At 60.4% G+C, this 15365-nt stretch carries 13 protein-coding genes; 9 read left to right on the forward strand and 4 right to left on the reverse strand.

The features are described from left to right. The first annotated feature begins 169 nt into the window (after positions 1–169). The 4 genes from AACR93_RS05165 (at position 170) to lipA (ending at position 3615) form a co-directional block, all read left to right on the forward strand. A complete protein-coding gene (locus AACR93_RS05165) occupies positions 170–1366 on the forward strand; it encodes a D-alanyl-D-alanine carboxypeptidase family protein (RefSeq protein ID WP_033112718.1) in 1197 nt (398 codons plus the stop codon). A 282-nt stretch (positions 1367–1648) separates the two neighbouring features. Next, the gene (ybeD, locus tag AACR93_RS05170) at positions 1649–1912 is read left to right on the forward strand and encodes a DUF493 family protein YbeD (RefSeq protein ID WP_005348100.1); all 264 of its coding nucleotides are present in this window, start codon (positions 1649–1651) and stop codon (positions 1910–1912) included. A 63-nt stretch (positions 1913–1975) separates the two neighbouring features. After that, complete coding sequence (lipB, locus tag AACR93_RS05175; protein ID WP_033112719.1) at positions 1976–2653, forward strand: lipoyl(octanoyl) transferase LipB; 678 nt, start codon at positions 1976–1978, stop codon at positions 2651–2653. Next, positions 2650–3615, forward strand: a complete 966-nt coding sequence (lipA, locus tag AACR93_RS05180) for a lipoyl synthase (protein WP_041209955.1) — start codon at positions 2650–2652, stop codon at positions 3613–3615. The genes lipB and lipA overlap by 4 nt, the downstream gene beginning before the upstream one ends. A 399-nt stretch (positions 3616–4014) precedes the next feature. On the opposite strand, the gene AACR93_RS05185 is transcribed toward lipA, so the two are convergent. Continuing rightward, the gene (locus AACR93_RS05185; RefSeq protein ID WP_156152904.1) at positions 4015–4575 is read right to left on the reverse strand and encodes an NUDIX domain-containing protein; all 561 of its coding nucleotides are present in this window, start codon (positions 4573–4575) and stop codon (positions 4015–4017) included. A gap of 7 nt (positions 4576–4582) precedes the next feature. Next, positions 4583–5383 (reverse strand): DUF2989 domain-containing protein, encoded by an 801-nt coding sequence (locus AACR93_RS05190; RefSeq protein WP_043850188.1) that lies wholly within the window; start codon positions 5381–5383, stop codon positions 4583–4585. A 211-nt stretch (positions 5384–5594) separates the two neighbouring features. Between AACR93_RS05190 and AACR93_RS05195 the strand changes: the two genes are divergently transcribed. Continuing rightward, positions 5595–7028 (forward strand): glyceraldehyde-3-phosphate dehydrogenase, encoded by a 1434-nt coding sequence (locus AACR93_RS05195; RefSeq protein ID WP_043850189.1) that lies wholly within the window; start codon positions 5595–5597, stop codon positions 7026–7028. Positions 7029–7068: 40 nt separating this feature from the next. After that, complete coding sequence (locus AACR93_RS05200) at positions 7069–7362, forward strand: YeaC family protein (RefSeq protein WP_011707127.1); 294 nt, start codon at positions 7069–7071, stop codon at positions 7360–7362. Positions 7363–7621: 259 nt separating this feature from the next. Here AACR93_RS05200 and ansA read toward each other — a convergent pair whose 3' ends face one another. Continuing rightward, positions 7622–8629 (reverse strand): asparaginase, encoded by a 1008-nt coding sequence (gene ansA / locus AACR93_RS05205; protein ID WP_005354141.1) that lies wholly within the window; start codon positions 8627–8629, stop codon positions 7622–7624. A gap of 441 nt (positions 8630–9070) precedes the next feature. On the opposite strand from ansA, the gene gltS reads away from it, so the two are divergent. After that, positions 9071–10270, forward strand: coding sequence for a sodium/glutamate symporter (gene gltS / locus AACR93_RS05210; protein WP_042029850.1), 1200 nt, complete (start codon positions 9071–9073; stop codon positions 10268–10270). 199 nt (positions 10271–10469) lie between these two features. On the opposite strand, the gene AACR93_RS05215 is transcribed toward gltS, so the two are convergent. After that, positions 10470–12341 (reverse strand): methyl-accepting chemotaxis protein, encoded by a 1872-nt coding sequence (locus AACR93_RS05215; RefSeq protein ID WP_043850190.1) that lies wholly within the window; start codon positions 12339–12341, stop codon positions 10470–10472. A 255-nt stretch (positions 12342–12596) separates the two neighbouring features. Between AACR93_RS05215 and prfB the strand changes: the two genes are divergently transcribed. Further along, positions 12597–13695, forward strand: a protein-coding gene (prfB, locus tag AACR93_RS05220) for a peptide chain release factor 2 (RefSeq protein WP_156152905.1) whose coding sequence is annotated in 2 segments (ribosomal slippage) — positions 12597–12671 and positions 12673–13695 — 1098 coding nt in all. Because the reading frame shifts where the segments join, the coding sequence is not laid out codon by codon here. A gap of 16 nt (positions 13696–13711) precedes the next feature. Continuing rightward, positions 13712–15247: a lysine--tRNA ligase gene (lysS, locus tag AACR93_RS05225; RefSeq protein ID WP_033112728.1), complete on the forward strand. Its 1536-nt coding sequence runs from the start codon at positions 13712–13714 to the stop codon at positions 15245–15247. Positions 15248–15365: the final 118 nt, after the last annotated feature.

Here is a 15365-nt window from a genome sequence, read left to right on the forward strand (position 1 = left end):
GGGTGTGACTAACCGCTTACTTACCGCCATCACGTCGTTTTATGGCGTGCTGGCGTCAAGTGATGGATAAAAAACCAGTTCTGATCGCCATGTCGGGCTATAACCTGCGGGCGCATCTGGTATAGTTAGGCCCGCATTTTATCCCCATCTGGATCGCAGGAATTTCAAGATGTCCAAATTTGCCCGTTCAGTTCTTCTGGCCTCACTGATCAGCGCCACCGCTCAGGCCAATACCCCGATGCCGGCTCCTACTCCGAACAGCAACCCGGTTGTTGTTCCCGCCGCACCCGAGATCTCCGCCAAGGCCCATATTCTGATCGACTACTACTCCGGTCAGGTGCTGGCCGAGCAGAACGCCGAAGAGCGCCTGCCGCCCGCCAGTCTGACCAAGATGATGACCTCCTACATCATCGGCCAGGAGCTGCTGAAGGGGAACATCAAGCGCACCGACATGGTGACCATCAGCCAGAACGCCTGGTCCAAGAACTACTCCGACTCCTCCAAGATGTTTATCGAGGTGGGCAAGCAGGTCTCCGTCGATGACCTGAACAAGGGCATCATCATCCAGTCCGGCAACGACGCCTGCGTCGCCATGGCCGAATTCCTGGCTGGCAGCACCGACTCCTTCGCCAGTCTGATGAACAGCTGGGCCGCCAAGCTCGGCATGAAAGACAGCCACTTCATGAACCCGCACGGTCTGGATGCGGAAGGTCACTACAGTACCGCTCACGACATGGCCCGTCTGGGTCAGGCGCTGATCCGCGACCTGCCGGAGGAGTACAAGATCTACTCCCAGAAGTCTTTCGTCTTCAACGGCATCACCCAGCACAACCGCAACCGTCTGCTGTGGGACCAGTCCCTGCAAGTTGACGGCATCAAGACCGGCCACGTCAGCCAGGTCGGCTACAACCTGGTCTCCTCCGCCACCAACAACGAAGGCATGCGCCTGATCGCCGTGGTGCTGGGTGCCAACAGCGAAGCCTCCCGCGCCGCCGAGAGCAAGAAGCTGCTCACCTACGGCTTCCGTTTCTTCCAGAGCCTGACCCCCTACAAGGCGGGCACCGTACTGGTCACCCAGAAGATCTGGATGGGCGACAAGCCGGAAGTGAAACTGGGTGTCGACAAGGATATCTCCGTGCTGGTCACCCGCGGTCAGGGCAACAACCTCAAAGCGGACTTCCAGCTTGAGAGCGAACTGAAAGCGCCGCTGGCCAAGGGTCAGCGCGTCGGTACCGTGTTCCTGAAACAGGGTGACAAAGAGATCAAGCAGGTTCCGCTGGTTGCCCTGGAAGATGTACAAGAGGGTGGCCTGATGAGCCGTCTGTGGGACTACCTGGTGATGCTGGTTTCCAGCTGGTTCAAGTAATCGGGACGCACAATCCTCACCATACAGCGGCGCCAACAGGCGCCGCTGCTGTTTCTGGTGGCTCCAGCCAGTGAATAACCCTGTAAACTGCAGGTTCCGCCCCATGCCGATTTGTGGTAAAAAGCACCACCCCCACTCATGTCTGACGATCCGGGCCTTGATCCCGGCACGGGCCATGCCCATATAGACTTGAGATGGCGGCCCTCGCGGGCCATCGGCCAAGCGCCAAACAAGAGTGCGTCATCCCGTGACGACGCCATGAAGACACCCAAAGGTGAGTAAATGAATACCAAGTTTGACGAACTGCTGGAGTTTCCCTGCAAATTCCCGTTCAAGGTACTCGGCATTGCCGACCCGGCGCTGCCGGACATGGTGGTTGAAGTGCTGCAGCAGCACGCCCCCGGCACCTACAGCCCGACCGTCCAGCCCAGCTCCAAGGGCAACTACCACTCGGTTCGCGTGACCGTGACCGCCCAGAGCAAGGAGCACATCGAAGCGATGTACACCGCCCTTGGCAAGATCGAGCTGGTGAAGTACGTACTGTAATGTCTCTCTCGCCCCGTTCTGCGGGGCGACTGTTTTTGGCCATTGAGCCGCCGTGAGGAAGCCATGTCATCCGGGATCCCCGCCCAGAACACGCTTATCGTCAGACATCTGGGTCGCCGCCCCTACCAGCCGGTATGGGACGCCATGAAAGCCTTCACCGACAACCGCACCGGCGACACCCCGGACGAGTTCTGGGTGGTCGAACACGACCCCGTCTACACCCAGGGTCAGGCCGGCAAGGCCGAACACCTGCTCAACCCGGGCAATATCCCGGTGGTGCAGAGCGATCGCGGCGGTCAGGTGACCTATCACGGCCCGGGCCAGCTGGTGCTCTACGTGCTGGTGGATGTACGCCGCTGCAAGTTTTCGGTGCGCGAGCTGGTGACTGCGCTGGAGACGGCCATCATCAACACCCTGGCAAAAAGCGATATCGCGGCCTACGCCAAGGCCGATGCCCCTGGGGTCTATGTGAAAAACGACCTCGGCATGGAGGCCAAGCTGGCCTCGCTCGGCCTGCGCATCCGCAAGGGGTGCTCGTTCCACGGGCTGGCCCTCAACGTCAACATGGACATGACCCCCTTCCTGCACATCAATCCGTGCGGCTATGCGGGCATGGCCATGACCCAGACCAGCGCCCTGGGCGGCCCGCAAAGCGTGGCCGAGGCGCAATCCATTCTGGTGGCCGAGCTGGCCCGCCTGATTGGCTATCAAACAATAACAAACACCGAGAGTGAATCATGAGCAAACCCGTTCGTATGGAGCCGGGCGTCAAGCTGCGCGATGGCGACAAGATGGCCCTGATCCCGGTGAAATTCATGCCGGATCCCAACGAGGAACTTCTTCGCAAGCCGGACTGGATGCGGATCAAGCTGCCTCCCTCCAGCCAGAAGATCGAGCACATCAAGAGCACCCTGCGCAAGAACAAGCTGCACTCGGTATGTGAAGAGGCCTCCTGTCCCAATCTGGCGGAGTGCTTCAACCATGGCACCGCCACCTTCATGATCATGGGTGCCATCTGCACCCGTCGCTGCCCCTTCTGCGACGTGGCCCACGGCCGTCCACTCCCCCTCGATCCGGAAGAGCCGAAGAAGCTGGCGCTGACCATCAAGGAGATGAACCTCAAGTACGTGGTGATCACCTCGGTGGACCGCGACGATCTGCGCGACGGCGGTGCCCAGCACTTCGCCGACTGCATCCGCGAGATCCGCGAGCACAGCCCGCAGACCCGCATCGAGATCCTGACCCCGGACTTCCGCGGCCGGATGGAGCAGGCCCTTGAGGTGTTCCGCGAGACCCCGCCGGATGTCTTCAACCACAACCTGGAAACCGCGCCGCGCATGTACCGCGTTGCCCGCCCGGGTGCCGACTACAAGTGGTCGCTGGAGCTGCTGCGCCGCATCAAGGAGATGCACCCCCACGTACCGACCAAGTCCGGTCTGATGATGGGCCTTGGCGAGACCAACGAAGAGATCGTCGAGGTGCTTAAAGATCTGCGCGCCCATGGCGTCAACATGCTGACTCTGGGCCAGTATCTGCAGCCGAGCCGCCACCACCTGCCGGTGAAGCGCTACGTGCCGCCCGCAGAGTTCGACGAGCTGAAAGATGTCGCCATGGAGCTGGGCTTTACCCACGCCGCCTGCGGCCCCTTCGTGCGCTCCTCCTACCACGCGGATCTGCAAGCCAAGGGCGAAGAGGTCAAATAACCTCGCAGCGTAGAGGGGCCAAACAACCCCTCCTTTCGCCAGCAGCAACAAAAAGAGCGCCCCGAGGCGCTCTTTTTTATGGCTCAGCTCTTTTTATGGTTCATCTCTGGGCTGGCTGATGCTGCACTATCAAGACCGCCGACGCCCCTCCCCCGCATTCATCTGTTTATGCTGATTACGGCGGCAGATCGGACGCCTCTGCTGGCCAGCATGGTCGGCAAGCCGGACGCATCGGCAAGGCAAATTGTCTCGCCAGTGCAACAAATAGAAAATTCAAACCGATTTATTTGCAACAATCTGAGCCGTGAAACCGTCCGCTATACGAGCAGGCGAGGCGCGATGCCACCCCCGATATAAACGACAAAGAGAGGCATAGCGCCCCCTTGTCACTCCTGATGGTCACTCCTCCTCGAAGCGCCCCTGCTGATGCCAGCGCTGCAACTGGGCCAGCACCCGGGTCTCCCGCGCCGTCCACTGGGGGCATGGCCCCGCCAGCTGGGTCTTGTTGGTCTGCAGCGCCTCATCGATCGCAAACCAGCCCGGCACAAAGCCAAGCCGGATCTCGTAGGGTTGCGGCTGCGGCGCCACCAGCTGCTCGCCAATCCGGCACAGATAGTAGAGCGAGCGGATGCAGTAGGCATCGAACCCCAGCTCACGGGCGGCGCGATACTCGCGGGTCTCGCCAAGCAGGGTGCCAACGTCCAGCAGCTCGGCACCACACTCCTCCAGCAGCTCGCGGGCCAGGGCCACATGGTGGCTCTCCCCCGCCTCGATGCCGCCACCGGGGAACATCAGATCGCCGTTGACCCGGGAGTGAACCAGCAGCAGCTCGTCGCCGCGCAGCACCACGGCGCGCACCGTGAGGCGCTCCAGGGTGCGGCCATCGGTGGTTATCTCGCCATGCACAAACGAGAGGTCGAAGGGCTCGGGCCAGACGCTGGCCCCGGATGGGTTGCTCATCATCTCCTCAGGGTCGGTAGCTGCCGCCTTGCAGTTGCCGGACGATCTCGGCCGCCTGGGCATCGAGGGCATCCTGACGGGGCTTGCTCAGGCTGTAGTAGAGGCCAAAACGCTTGGCGGAGACCTCGGGGTTGTTCGGGAAGGCTTCGCTCACCTTGCCCCACAGATAGGCCTGCTCATACTGCTTCTGGCCCAGGTAGAGGGTGCTGAGGGAGGTGAGCAGACGGCTGTTGATCTGCTCCCCCTCGCGATAGAGGGAGAGGCCATGGTGCAGGATGGCAATGGCCTTGTCCGGCTCGCTCTTGGCATAGATACCGGCCAGCACCAGCTGCAGGTCGGGCTCTTCCAGCCCCTTGTTCCCCTCCTGCGCCAGAAACTGCTGGCGAGCCCGCTCGTCACTGTTGTTGGTCCAGTGCCAGAGCAGCAGGTAGGGATCCTGCGAGTTGCGGGTCGCCGCATCGAGCCGGGCCAGCTGATCGCCGGCGGCCAGCATCCCCTCTACCCGCGGACTCTTCTGCTCGCGGGCCCGCTTGTACTCGATGTTGGTGGAGTGCTCGGCGCACTTGATGTAACGCTCCAGACTGCGCATCAGCTCGTAGCTGCGGCGATCGCTCTGCTCCTCTTGCAGATAGAAGCGGCTGCGGATGACATCGGTGCGCTCGTAGCGGCACCAGCCGTCGTCCACCAGATCCTGACAGAGCTCGGGGTGATTGCTGCAGATGGTGTGGAGCCGATCGTTATCGCAACCGGCGACGGCAAGGCCGGCCGAGAGGATAAAGAGCGGTTGTCGCAGGGCTGTGGGGATCATGGCTCACATCTGGTTGATAACAGTGACTGGCAACAACTGGATTCTTATGTGGCCACCTTCGGCTAGCAAACCGGTTACATATCCATTACAATGCGCGCGCCGTATAAGGCCGCGATTGCAGAATACTATAACGAAATCGACACCCCTACACTGATCTGCATTCGACGAATTTTCTATTTGCACCAACAACGTGAAATAAAGGATCTGGTCAATGACCCACGAGCACTATCTGCAAACGTGGCAGGAGAGCCAGGAGCTCGCCGAAGCCATGCAGCCCTTGATTGGTCGCCTCTACCGACAACAAGGGGTCGAGATCACCCTCTACGGCCGCCCGCTGCAAAACGCCTCCACCATCGATATCCTCAAGGCCCACCGGGTCGTTCGCCGCCACCAGGGCGCTCCCCTCCCCATCCAGCAAAGCTTCCCCCTGCTCCAGGCTATCGTTGCCCTCAAACCCACCGCCGCCGAGGTAGACCTTGGCAAGCTGGCGGTCGGTTACTGGCAGGATCATCAGGATGAGGCGGGGATCGAGGACTATCTGCAAGCGCGACTGGCACCAGCCCTTGGCCGCAGCCAGATGCCGCAGCCGACCGACGTGGTGCTCTACGGCTTTGGCCGCATCGGCCGCCTGCTGGCCCGATTGCTCATCGAGCGCACCGGCGCCGCCAATCCGCTGCGGCTGCGCGCCATCGTGGTACGTGGCGGTCGCGACGGGGATCTGGAGAAACGTGCCAGCCTGCTGCGCCGCGACTCGGTGCACGGCCCCTTCAACGGTTCCATCGAGGTGGATGCGGAGCGCAGCGCCATCATAGCCAACGGCACCTTCATTCAGGTGATCTACGCCAACAGCCCGGCCGACATCGACTACACCGCCTACGGCATTCACGATGCGCTGATCGTCGACAACACCGGGGTCTGGCGTGACGAGGCGGGCCTCTCCGAGCACCTGAAAGCGCGCGGTGCCGGCAAGGTGCTGCTGACCGCTCCCGGCAAGGGCGAGATGAAGAACGTGGTGTTCGGCGTCAATCACGAGGTGATCGGGCCGGATGACAGGATCATCTCCGCCGCCTCCTGCACCACCAACGCCATCACCCCGGTGCTCAAGGTGATGCAGGAGCGGTACGGCATCCGCCACGGCCACGTGGAGACGGTCCACTCCTACACCAACGATCAGAACCTCATCGACAACTATCACAAAGGCGAGCGCCGCGGTCGCAGCGCCGCCCTCAACATGGTGATGACCAGCACCGGCGCCGCCAAGGCCGTGGCCAAGGCGCTGCCGGAACTCAAGGGCAAGCTGACCGGCAACGCCATCCGGGTGCCGACCCCCAACGTCTCGCTGGCCATCATCAATCTGTCGCTGGAGCAGGCCACCGATCGGGAGAGCCTCAACGCCTATCTGCAACAGATGGCGCTAAGCTCGGCCCTGCATCGCCAGATCGACTTCAGCGCCAGCACCGAGCTGGTCTCCTCCGACATGGTGGGTTCCCGTTATGCGGGCATCGTCGACTCCCAGGCGACCATCGCCGAGGGGGATCACTGTGTGCTCTACGTATGGTATGACAACGAGTTCGGGTACAGTTGTCAGGTAGTGCGGGTGATGGAGCAGATGGCTGGCGTAGTCCGCCAGGATCTGCCTGCCTGATCCCGATTCGTCATGGCTCAATGTGCAAGGAGAAGGCCGGATGTCGTTTCAACAGGGTGAGTTTTTGCAAGCAATCAGGCAGATGCCCGCAGAGGTGTACGAGCGGCTCAAGACCGCAGTCGAGCTGGGCAAGTGGCCCGATGGCAAGCCCCTCACCGACGAGCAGAAGGCCACGTCGCTGCAAGCCGTGATGGCCTGGCAGGCGATGCACCTCGACAACCCGGAGCACATGAACATCGGCCGCGACGGCGAGATCGTGATGAAGAGCAAGAGCGAGCTCAAGCGTCAGTATCGCGATGAGGAAGAGATAGTTCGGGTCGACCTCAACCACTGAGCCTGACCCGGCAGGCCGCTCGCGGCGGCCAGAACAGAGAGGGGAGCCATCATGGCTCCCCTCTTTTTCCTATCGATGCCGGATGACTCATCCCCCTCATCCCCAGCCCTTCTCCCGCCAGGGGAGAAGGGTGCAGGCTCGCACCTGCGCACAGTGAACTGGCCACCTGTCGGCGATCTTTATGGCAGCCTCGTGGCCAACAGCACCTCGATCTATCCCCTCTCCCGCCGGGAGAGGGTTAGGGTGAGGGCCGCAACGCTCAGGGTGTCAGCTCCCCGCGCAGGGACTGCTGCATCAACTCGCGAATGCGGTGGGATGGCAAGTCCTGACTCAGCAGGAAGTGGAGCTTGGTGAGCGCCGCTTCGGCGGTCATGTCAAAGCCCGAGATCACCCCGGCCCGCGACAGGGCGTTGCCAGTGGCATAGCCCCCCATATTGACCTTGCCGTGCAGGCACTGGCTCAGGTTGACGATGATAACGCCGCGGGCCGATGCCTCGGAGAGCAGCGCCAGCATGGCCGGGTTCTGCGGCGCATTGCCGACCCCGAACGAGAGCAGGATCAGCGCCTTCACCGGCTGTTGCAGGATGTTGGCGATCACCTCGCTGGAGATCCCCGGATAGAGGGTCACCACGCCGATGGGCTGTGGGGTGATGTCGTGCAGCACCAGCGGCCGCTCGGAGGGCACGCCCAGCTCGCCCGCTTCCAGCGAGATGGCGATCCCGGCGTTGAGCAGCGGCGGATAGTTGGGCGAATCGAAGGCGTGGAAACCATCGGCGTGCACCTTCTTGCTGCGGTTGCCGCGATAGAGCTGATTGTTGAAGAACAGCGTCACCTCGTGGATCGGGTAGTTGGCCGCGATATAGAGGGCGTTGAGCAGGTTCTGCTGACCGTCGGAGCGCAGCTCGGCCAGCGGGATCTGGGAGCCGGTGATGATGACCGGTTTGTGCAGATCTTCCAGCATGAAGGAGAGCGCCGAGGCGGTGAACGACATGGTGTCGGTGCCGTGCAAAATGACGAAACCGTCGTACTTGTCGTAGTTGTCGCGAATATCCTCGGCGATGCGCTGCCAGTCCGCCGGGGTCATGTCGGAGGAGTCGATGAGAGGGGCATATTCGTGGATATGGTAATCCGGCATCTCGGGACGATGGAACTCGGGCATCCGCGCCAGACAGTCTTCCATAAAGCCCGCCATCGGCACATAACCGTGGTCGGAACGCTGCATCCCTATGGTGCCGCCTGTGTAGGCGATGTAGATGGACTTCTTCACACCCTCTCCTCTCTGTGGGCCGAAAACCCGCGAATGATAAACCATGCGGGGCGAACCAACTGCTCGGATCCCGTCCGTTTCCGCCGCGGGCTGGAAACCGGCGAATTATAGAGACTGACGCCTCAAATGACAGCCGTTCTCTGCGCCTTTTCGGCGTTTAGTTGCCATACCTCAATGGTGTTAAATTTCACAATAAGACACTAAAACGAGCATTAATACGACAAAGATGGAATTAAACGATGCTTTTTGCTACAATCCGCCGGATTTTACTAAAATCTCATCTGGATGCCTGAGCATTTCAGGCCCGCACATGCCCCATATTTGCTGGGGCGGGGAGATGTTTCCCCTTCTTTGCTGGCACATAAGCCACACTGTTTTTATCCCGGCTGAATCTGTGAGTCTTCACCCCGAAGGCACAGCCAATCAACATGGGAGTATTGAATGTTACAACTTGATTCCTACGCCACCCTGGTCGCTGCCACTCTGGTCCTGCTGCTTGGCCGCATGCTGGTCACCCGTGTCGGACTGCTGCGCACCTTCAACATCCCCAAACCGGTCGCAGGCGGTCTGGTCGTTGCCCTGATCCTGCTGCTGCTGCGCTCTACCATGCAGCTGGAGCTGCAATTTGATACCAGCCTGCAAACCCCGCTGATGCTGGCATTTTTCGCCTCCATCGGTCTCTCTGCCGATCTCGCCAGCCTGAAACGCGGCGGCAAGGCGGTGGTCACCTTCCTGATGGTGGTCACCGGCCTGCTGCTGGTGCAGAACAGTCTGGGGGTTACGCTGGCCACCATGCTGGGCCTTGATCCCCACATGGGGCTGCTGGCCGGCTCCATCACCCTCTCCGGCGGTCACGGTACCGGCGCGGCCTGGAGTGCCACCTTCTCCGAGAAGTACGGGGTGCAGTCCGCCGCCGAGCTGGCCATCGCCTGCGCTACCTTTGGTCTGGTGCTGGGTGGTCTGATCGGTGGCCCGGTAGCCCGCTATCTGGTCAAAAAAGTGGAAGTGCCCGGCGAGGAGCACAACCGCGACGACGCGCCGCAAGGCTTCGAGATGCCCGATATGGAGCGCCCGCTGACCACCTTCAGCCTGATCGAGACCCTGGCCCTCATCGCCATCAGCCTGAAAGGGGGCGAGCTGCTCTCCGCCTACCTCAAGGGGAGTGCGCTGGAGCTGCCCATCTTCGTCTGCGTGCTGTTTGTCGGCGTATTGCTGCGCAACCTGCTCACCCTCTTCAACTGGCATGAAGTAAGCGATCGCGAAGTATCGCTGCTGGGCAACGTCAGTCTGTCGCTGTTCCTGGCGATGGCACTGATGAGCCTGAAACTGTGGGATCTGGCCAGCCTGGCGCTGCCCATCTTCATCCTGCTGGCCGCCCAAACCGTGGCGATGGCGCTCTACGCCATCTTCGTCACCTTCCGGGTCATGGGCAAAAATTACGATGCAGCCGTGCTGGCGGCGGGTCACTGCGGCTTTGGCCTCGGTGCCACCCCGACCGCGATAGCCAACATGCAGGCCATCACCCAGCGCTTCGGCCCCTCCCACCTGGCGTTTCTGGTGGTGCCCATGGTGGGCGCCTTCTTTATCGACATCATCAACGCCATGGTGATCAAGCTGTTTATGGCGATGCCATTCCTCTAATCCCCCTTCCTGTCAGACGTATAAGAACAGAGCCCACCTTTGGTGGGCTCTGCCATTTCTACATGCGGGCGACCTCAACTCGTCACTCTTTCTGCACCTCACTAGTTCGGTCATTCCTGCGAGATAGATAAATAAAAAGCCCCGCACTCGGCAGAGTGCGGGGCTTTCTCGGGCGGCCGTGCTCGCCGCGCTTCAGAACTTACAGGATAAAGGTCGAGACCTGCTTGTTGAGGTCGGTCGCCCGCCCCTTGAGGCTCTCTGCCTGATCCAGATCGCGCATCGCGGCGGCGGTGATCTCGTCACTCACATCCTTGATGGCGGTGGTGTTCTGGGTGATCTCGCCGGTCACCTGAGTCTGCTCCTCGGCAGCGGTGGCGATCTGGCCAGCCATGTCGGAGATGAGCGATACGGCCTGGGTGATCTCCTCCAGCGCAGCGGCGGCGGCATCTGCATCCTGTACGCTGTTGTCCGCCAGCCCCTGACTGGTCTGCATCAGGCTTACCGCACGGGCAGTGGTCTGCTGCAGGGTCTCGATGGTGGCGTGGATCTCCTGGGTGGAGTCCTGGGTACGCTTGGAGAGCACCCGCACCTCATCGGCCACCACGGCAAAGCCGCGGCCCTGCTCACCGGCGCGAGCCGCTTCGATGGCGGCGTTCAGTGCCAGCAGGTTGGTCTGCTCGGCAATGCCCTGAATGGTGGAGAGAATACCGGAGATGGCCTGAGCATGACGGCTCAGCTCGCCGATAACCTCGGTGGCCTGCCCCACCTCTTGCGCCAGATTGTTGATGGAGGCACGAGTCTTGTGCACCAGCTTCTTGCCCTGCTCGCTGCTCATGGTCGATTGCTGGGCGGCGGCGGCGGTGTTTTCGGCGTTACCGGCGATCTCCATGGTGGCGCTCGCCATCTCGGTGACCGCAGTGGCGACCATGGTCACCTCCTGCTGTTGACGCTGCAGCTCGTCCACGGCGGCCTGGTTGGTCACCAGACTGCGCTCGGCATCGGCGTTCAGCTCATTGGCGAGCTGGCGGATATTGGCGATCAGCTGGTGCTGGCTGCCGACGAAGCGGTTGAAGCTGTTGGCCAGCTGACCCACTTCATCGTTGGCGTCGATCTTGATGCGCTGGGTCAGATCGCCGTTACCATCGGCGATGCGAGCCAGAGCCTGGGATACCTTGCTGAGCGGGCCAAGCAGCATGCTGACCAGCCAGGAGATGGCGAGGATGCTGCCCACCAGCACCAGCAGCGCCAGACCGAGCTGGGTCATCAGCAGGGAGGAGAGCGGCGCCTCAAGGGTATCCTTGTCCAGCACCAGAACCAGCTCCCAGTCGGTATCGGGGATGTCGGTCGCCCAAAGCAGCTTGTCACGCCCTTCGTTTTCGAAGTAGGCAGGCACCAGCCCCTGGCTCGCCTTGCTCTGATCGATCAGGGCATTGGTCAGATCATTGTCGATCTCGGTGGCCGGCTTCATCGCCTTGGCGGCATCCTTGTAGGCGATGACGGTACCATCCTTGTGCATCATGATGGCAAAACCGTCAGCTGGCAGTTTCATCTTGGTGACGTCTTCCACCAGCGAGGCGATGGAAAGGTCGCCCCCCACTACGCCGCCAGAAACCGGCTGGGCCAGAGTCACTACCATGATGTTGTAGGCTACATCCAGATAGGGTTTGGTCACGATGAGACCACCCTTGGCCATGGCTTCCTGATACCAGCCACGGGAGCGCGGGTCATAGCCACTGCGGTTGATGGAGGGGTCGGAGTCGTTCATCTTGCCGCTGCTCTCGCCAAAATAGGTGAGCTGGAAGCGGCCGGAAACCTGTGCCTGTTGCAGGGCGTTGAGGGGCTCGGCTCCCGCCTTGCTGCCCAGCGCCTGAATGACGTCGCGACGGGCTGCGAGCCAGTCGCTGACGCTGGTGGCCTGCTGGCTGCCAAGGCGCTGAACCTGCTCCTGGCTGCCCTGCAGCAACAGGTTTTTCTGGCTGCTATAGCTCTGCCAGGAGAGCATCAGGATCACCAACGAAAGGGCAATCACCACCGACAACAGTATCTTCTGTTTGAGTGATAGGTTTTTCATCATCTGTTCTTCTTATTTGAGGTTAGGAAGCAGTTATGTCGTATGTACACCGAACGCTAGTAGTCATTAGCGACCCCCTGCTCCAAAACTGAACAGGAAAATGGATCGACGGGCGATATTTTCTCCCGATGCGCGGAAAACTGCATCAGAAATTGCTCACCTGGCGCGCGTAAACTCAGGCAACCCTGTTTATTCCTTCCACAATTGGCTAGAATGACCCGTTTTCAAATCACATCGATCCTGAGAGTTTTCACGATGTTCGAAGTTAATCCCGTTTTAAATAAACTTAAGGAGCTGTCTGAGCGGACCGAGCTTCTTAGGGGGTACCTTTGACTATGACGCCAAGAAAGAGCGTCTGGAAGAGGTCAATGCCGAGCTGGAACAGCCGGATGTATGGAATGAACCCGAGCGCGCACAGGCGCTGGGCAAAGAGCGCGTAGCGCTGGAAAACGTAGTCGGCACCATCGACACCCTGACCCAGGGCGTGGATGACGTCGAGATGCTGGTCAGCCTGGCCGTGGAAGGGGAAGACGAAGAGACCTTCAACGAAGCCATCGCCGAATCCGAGCAACTGGAAGCCAAGCTGGTGGATCTCGAGTTCCGCCGCATGTTCTCCGGCCTGCACGACGGCTCCGACTGCTATATCGATATTCAATCCGGCTCCGGTGGTACCGAAGCGCAGGATTGGGCCAACATGGTGCTGCGCATGTACCTGCGCTGGGGCGATGCCCACGGTTACAAGCCCGAGCTGATTGAATGCTCCGAGGGCGACGTGGCCGGCATCAAGTCCGCCACCATCAAGTTCACCGGCGAATATGCCTTCGGCTGGCTGCGTACTGAAACCGGCGTGCACCGTCTGGTACGCAAGTCCCCGTTCGACTCGGGCGGCCGCCGTCACACCTCTTTCTGTTCTGTGTTCGTTTACCCGGAAATCGACGACGATATCGAAATCGATATCAACCCCGCCGACCTGCGTATCGACGTCTACCGCGCCTCCGGTGCCGGTGGTCAGCACGTTAACCGTACCGAATCCGCGGTGCGTATTACCCACGTTCCGACCGGTGTCGTGGTACAGTGCCAGAACGACCGATCCCAGCACAAAAACAAAGACCAGTGTATGAAGCAGCTGAAAGCCAAGCTCTACGAGCTGGAAATTCAGAAGCAGAATGCCGAAAAACAAGCCCTGGAAGAGACCAAGTCCGATATCGGATGGGGCAGCCAGATCCGTTCCTATGTGCTGGATGACTCCCGTATCAAGGATCTGCGCACCGGCGTCGAAACCCGTAATACCCAATCGGTGCTCGACGGTGACTTGGACAAGTTTATCGAAGCCAGCCTGAAATCAGGTCTGTAAACAAGCAGGAATCACCATGTCTGAACAAACCATCACTCCGGAAGTCGATCAAACACTCGAACTCAACAACGAGATGACTGAGCGTCGTTCCAAGCTGGCCGCCCTGCGCGCCCAGGGCAATCCTTTCCCCAACGACTTCCGTCGTGACAGCCTCTCCGGCGATCTGCAGGCAGAGTTTGGCGACAAGAGCGCCGAGGAGCTGACGAGCCTGGGTAAACGGGTGAAGATTGCCGGTCGTATCATGACCCGCCGGATCATGGGCAAGGCTTCTTTCGCCACCCTGCAGGACATGGCCGGCAAGATCCAGGTCTACGTCACTCGCGACGACCTGCCGGAAGGTTTCTACAACGAGCAGTTCAAGAAGTGGGATCTGGGCGACATCGTGGGTGTCGAAGGTACTCTGTTCAAGACCCAGACCGGTGAACTCTCCATCCATGTCTCCGACATCCGTCTGCTGACCAAGGCGCTGCGTCCGCTGCCCGAGAAGCACAAGGGTCTGACCGACCAGGAAGCTCGCTGCCGTCAGCGTTATCTGGACCTGATCGCCAACGAAGAGTCCCGCAAGACCTTCGTAACCCGTACCAAAGTGGTTGCAGGTATCCGCAAGTTCCTGAACGACAAGCGTTTCATGGAAGTGGAAACCCCGATGATGCAGGTCATCCCGGGTGGTGCTTCTGCCCGTCCGTTCATCACTCACCACAATGCGCTGGACATCGACATGTACCTGCGTATCGCTCCGGAACTCTATCTGAAGCGTCTGGTGGTTGGTGGTTTCGAGCGTGTCTACGAGATCAACCGCAACTTCCGTAACGAAGGTATCTCCGTTCGCCATAACCCCGAGTTCACCATGCTCGAGTTCTATATGGCCTACGCCGACTACATCGACCTGATGGACCTGACCGAAGAGATGCTGCGCACTCTGGCACAGGACATTCTGGGCGACACCAAGATCCGTTACGCCAAAGAGGGTGAAGAGGGTCTGACCATCGATTTCGGTCAGCCGTTCCAGCGCCTCTCCATGGTTGACTCCATCCTGAAGTACAACCCGGATGTCACCCGTGACGATCTGGCCACTCTGGAGAAGGCGACTGCCGTCGCCAAGCGCCTGAAGATCGAGCTGATGAAGAGCTGGGAATTGGGCCACGTGATCACCGCGATCTTCGAAGAGACCGTTGAACACATGCTGCTGCAACCGACCTTCATCACCGAGTACCCGGCTGCCGTCTCTCCGCTGGCCCGCCGCAACGACGTGAACCCGGACGTGACCGACCGCTTCGAATTCTTCATCGGTGGCCGCGAGCTGGCCAACGGCTTCTCCGAGCTGAACGATGCAGAAGATCAGGCCGAGCGCTTCCAGGCTCAGGTTGACCAGAAAGCCGCTGGCGATGACGAAGCCATGTTCTACGACGCCGACTTCGTGACCGCGCTGGAACACGGCCTGCCGCCGACTGCCGGTCAGGGTATCGGTATCGACCGTCTGGTAATGCTGTTCACCAACAGCCACACCATCCGCGACGTCATCCTGTTCCCGGCTCTGCGTCCGCAGAAGTAAGGTTTATGCCCACCGGGATCCATCCCGAGCGCGATAGCTTGAAAACGCCCTGCAACTGCGGGGCGTTTTTTATCCCGTTTGCCACTGCATACCTTTCTAAATGCAATAATGAAATAAA

Origin of the sequence: Aeromonas sp. L_1B5_3 (assembly GCF_963866575.1) — a bacterium.
Taxonomy (GTDB): Bacteria; Pseudomonadota; Gammaproteobacteria; order Enterobacterales; family Aeromonadaceae; genus Aeromonas; species Aeromonas jandaei.

What these genes read in the sequence shown, in the direction of transcription:
- AACR93_RS05165 (WP_033112718.1), top strand. Translation starts at nt 170, where the DNA reads ATGTCCAAATTTGCCCGTTCAGTTCTTCTGGCCTCACTGATCAGCGCC.
- ybeD (WP_005348100.1), top strand. Translation starts at nt 1,649, where the DNA reads ATGAATACCAAGTTTGACGAACTGCTGGAGTTTCCCTGCAAATTCCCG.
- lipB (WP_033112719.1), top strand. Translation starts at nt 1,976, where the DNA reads ATGTCATCCGGGATCCCCGCCCAGAACACGCTTATCGTCAGACATCTG.
- lipA (WP_041209955.1), top strand. Translation starts at nt 2,650, where the DNA reads ATGAGCAAACCCGTTCGTATGGAGCCGGGCGTCAAGCTGCGCGATGGC.
- AACR93_RS05185 (WP_156152904.1), bottom strand. Translation starts at nt 4,575, where the DNA reads ATGAGCAACCCATCCGGGGCCAGCGTCTGGCCCGAGCCCTTCGACCTC.
- AACR93_RS05190 (WP_043850188.1), bottom strand. Translation starts at nt 5,383, where the DNA reads ATGATCCCCACAGCCCTGCGACAACCGCTCTTTATCCTCTCGGCCGGC.
- AACR93_RS05195 (WP_043850189.1), top strand. Translation starts at nt 5,595, where the DNA reads ATGACCCACGAGCACTATCTGCAAACGTGGCAGGAGAGCCAGGAGCTC.
- AACR93_RS05200 (WP_011707127.1), top strand. Translation starts at nt 7,069, where the DNA reads ATGTCGTTTCAACAGGGTGAGTTTTTGCAAGCAATCAGGCAGATGCCC.
- gltS (WP_042029850.1), top strand. Translation starts at nt 9,071, where the DNA reads ATGTTACAACTTGATTCCTACGCCACCCTGGTCGCTGCCACTCTGGTC.
- AACR93_RS05215 (WP_043850190.1), bottom strand. Translation starts at nt 12,341, where the DNA reads ATGAAAAACCTATCACTCAAACAGAAGATACTGTTGTCGGTGGTGATT.
- lysS (WP_033112728.1), top strand. Translation starts at nt 13,712, where the DNA reads ATGTCTGAACAAACCATCACTCCGGAAGTCGATCAAACACTCGAACTC.